The organism is Candidatus Benthicola sp., from assembly GCF_058719085.1.
Genome location: NZ_JBZQEK010000121.1, coordinates 1 through 3,032, shown reverse-complemented (window position 1 = coordinate 3,032; position 3,032 = coordinate 1). Strand labels below are relative to the sequence as shown.

The following is a 3,032-nucleotide window of genomic DNA, read 5'->3' as shown; positions in this document are numbered from 1 at the left end:
GAGGTCACGCCGGATCCCGAAGTCATGCCGCCACCGGATCGCCGACCGGCCGGTAGAGAGAATCCCTCTCGACCGGCGTCTTTCCCGCGTCCCGGATCAGACGGACGATCTCGTCGAGATCCAGCCCGATGGGCGTGTCCGCCCCCGCCGTGTGGGTGATCTTCTCGAGTACCACGGTCCCCTCGAGATCATCCACACCGAACGACAGCGCGATCTGGGACAGCTTCGTGGTCACCATGATCCAGTGCGTCTTGATGTGCGGGACGTTATCCAGAAGCAGCCGTCCGACGGCCAGCGCCTTGAGATCGTCGACTCCGCCCGTGCGCCGTCCCTCGAGCTCCAGCTCCCGTCCCAGGGCCGTGTTGTCAGGGTGCCAGGCCAGCGGGATGAAGGTGCTGAACCCTGCTGTCTCGTCCTGCAATTCCCGCAGCATGAGCATGTGATCGACCCGGTCGGCCGCCGTCTCGACGTGACCGTACAGGAGGGTGCAGTTGGTCGGGATGCCCAGAGCGTGCGCCTCGCGGTGCACGTCCAGCCATTCCTCCGCCGCGAGCTTGCGATCGGCGATCGTCGACCGGACGGCCGGGCTGAACACTTCCGCGCCCCCTCCCGGCATCGCATCGAGACCCGCAGCCAGCAGCTGTTCGAGAACGTCCCTCGTCGAGCAGCCTTCGATCCGGGCGAGATGGGCGATCTCCACCGCCGTGAGGGCCTTGACCTGAACTCCGGGGTGCCGCTCCTTCAGACCCCGGATCATGTCCGTGTAGTACTCCAGCCTGAGCTTCGGGTGCAGACCACCGACGATGTGAAACTCACGCGTCGGAGCACGATTCGCCGCCTCCGCCTCGGCGAACACCTCTTCCAGCGGCATCGTGTAGGCGTCCTCGGCCATCGGACGCACGCCGTACGAGCAGAACACGCACACCCGGTTCAGGACGCACACGTTGGTCGGATTGATGTGCTGGTTCGCCACGTAGAATACGCGGTCCCCGTTCATCCGCCGGTTGACCAGATCCGCCATGCCACCAACCGCCAGCAAATCGTCCGTCTCGAAGAGGGCGATAGCGTCGCTCCGGGAGAGACGCTCCCCTGCCTGCACCTTCTCGGCGATCGGAAGCAGGTGCTTCGCGCGCGGACGCACAGCGAGTTCAAGGTCGTTCGTCGGGAGGATCACTCGGCCTCCCGGGCTCGCACCGCCAGCGTCACGTTGTGCCCGCCGAACCCGAAGGAGTTGGACAGCGCCGCACGGACCGGCCGGTGCGTCGGACCCTCCACCCCGTAGTCGAGGTCGCACTCGGGATCCGGCGTCTCATAGTTGATCGTGGGCGGAATGACACCTCGCTCGCAGACGAGCAGGGAGATGGCGGCCTCGATGGCGCCCGCGGCGCCCAGGGTGTGGCCGGTCATCGACTTGGTGGAGCCGACGATGATCTCCTTCGCCCGCTCACCGAAGACTGCCTTGATCGCGGCAGTCTCCGTGGAGTCGTTGGCCGGCGTCGAGGTCCCGTGCGCGTTGATGTAGTCCACGTCGACGGGATCGAGGCCCGCATCCCGAAGCGCGAGCCGCATGGCGATCTGAGCCCCCGCCCCCCCGGGGGCCGGAGAGGTCATGTGGTAGGCGTCCGCGCTCTGTCCGAAACCCGCGATCTCCCCGAGAATCGTGGCGCCCCTGGCCAGGGCGTGCCCTCTCTCCTCGAGGACCAGGATTCCCGCACCCTCGCCGAGCACGAAACCGTCCCTCGAAAGATCGAACGGACGTGAAGCCGTCTCCGGCGAGTCATTCCGCTCGGAAAGGGCCTTCATCGAGGCAAAGCCCGCAATGCACAGTGGAGTCACGGTCGCCTCGGTACCGCCGGTGATCATCACATCGGTCTCGCCGATGCGGATCGAGCGAAACGCCGCTCCGACGGCATGCCCGCTCGACGCGCAGGCCGAAACGGTGGCGTAGTTCGGTCCGCGAGCGCCGTACTTCATGGAGATCATCCCCGCGGACATGTCTCCAATGAACATGGGGATGAAGAACGGGGACACCCGACCGGGGCCCTTTTCAAGGAGCTTGGCGTGCTGCGTCTCCATCGTCGTCAGCCCGCCGATTCCACTCCCGACGATCACGCCGAATCTCTCGGCCGGCACCGAAGCGACGGCGGCCGAGATGTCCGCCTGCTCTACCGCCTGATCCGCCGCCGCCATCGCGAGCTGGAGGAATCGGTCCGCCCGACGCACCTCCTTGCGATCCATGTACTTCTCGGGATCGAAGCCCTTCACCTCGCATGCGAAGCGCACGGACTGGTCCGAAGCATCGAACTGGGTAATCGGGGCCCCGCCGGAGCGTCCGGCGATGAGCGACTCCCAGGTTTCTTCGACATCCAGACCGACCGGCGTGACGAGGCCGAGGCCCGTGACCACCACGCGCCTGTGTTCTGTCATCCGTCCATCCTCCTCCTTGGGGGGTGGGAGGTTACTCCTTGTCCTGGAGATAACGGATGGCATCACCCACGGTCTGCATCTGCTCGGCGTCCTCGTCCGGGATCTCGACCCCGAACTCCTCCTCGAACGCCATCACGAGCTCGACCGTGTCCAGCGAATCGGCGCCCAGGTCTTCGACGAACGACGCCTCGTCGGTGACCTTGTCCATCTCCACGCCCAGCTCATTGGCGATGATTTCCCTGACTTTGTCGGCAGCGTCGGACATAATCCAAACCTCGGTTGCAGTTGAATTCCAGCCCCGGCGTCTCGACGAGTCGCCGGTCACATCACCATACCGCCATCCACCACCACCACCTGACCGGTAATGTAGGATGACGCGGGGCCTGCGAGGAAGCGCACGGTACCCGCCACGTCCTCCGGAGTCCCGAACCTGCCGAGGGGTATGCGGTCGAAGAGCGCCGCTCGTGCCTCCTCCGGCAGTTCCGCCGTCATGTCGGTGTCGATGAAGCCGGGCGCCACCACGTTGGCCAGTACTCCCCGGGCGGCGAGCTCCTGGGCCACGGACTTCGTGAACCCGACCAGACCCGCCTTGGACGCCGCATAGT

At 65.9% G+C, this 3,032-nt stretch carries 4 protein-coding genes; all 4 read right to left on the bottom strand.

Annotated features, from left to right (window positions below; all coding sequences use genetic code 11):
- Positions 1-22: 22 nt before the first annotated feature.
- The gene (gene mqnE / locus AC36XV_RS09640) at positions 23-1,174 is read right to left on the bottom strand and encodes an aminofutalosine synthase MqnE (protein WP_492203477.1); all 1,152 of its coding nucleotides are present in this window, start codon (positions 1,172-1,174) and stop codon (positions 23-25) included.
- Positions 1,171-2,427 carry a beta-ketoacyl-ACP synthase II gene (gene fabF, locus AC36XV_RS09635; protein ID WP_492203476.1) on the bottom strand — a complete coding sequence of 419 codons (1,257 nt, stop codon included), beginning with the start codon at positions 2,425-2,427 and terminating at the stop codon, positions 1,171-1,173. Before fabF ends, mqnE begins: the two co-directional genes overlap by 4 nt.
- 31 nt (positions 2,428-2,458) lie before the next feature.
- The gene (locus tag AC36XV_RS09630; protein ID WP_492203475.1) at positions 2,459-2,692 is read right to left on the bottom strand and encodes an acyl carrier protein; all 234 of its coding nucleotides are present in this window, start codon (positions 2,690-2,692) and stop codon (positions 2,459-2,461) included.
- 56 nt (positions 2,693-2,748) lie between these two features.
- Positions 2,749-3,032, bottom strand: a 284-nt coding sequence (locus tag AC36XV_RS09625) for an SDR family oxidoreductase (RefSeq protein ID WP_492203474.1), incomplete at its 5' end; no start/stop codon positions are given.

What these genes read in the sequence shown, in the direction of transcription:
- fabF (WP_492203476.1), bottom strand. Translation starts at nt 2,427, where the DNA reads ATGACAGAACACAGGCGCGTGGTGGTCACGGGCCTCGGCCTCGTCACG.
- AC36XV_RS09630 (WP_492203475.1), bottom strand. Translation starts at nt 2,692, where the DNA reads ATGTCCGACGCTGCCGACAAAGTCAGGGAAATCATCGCCAATGAGCTG.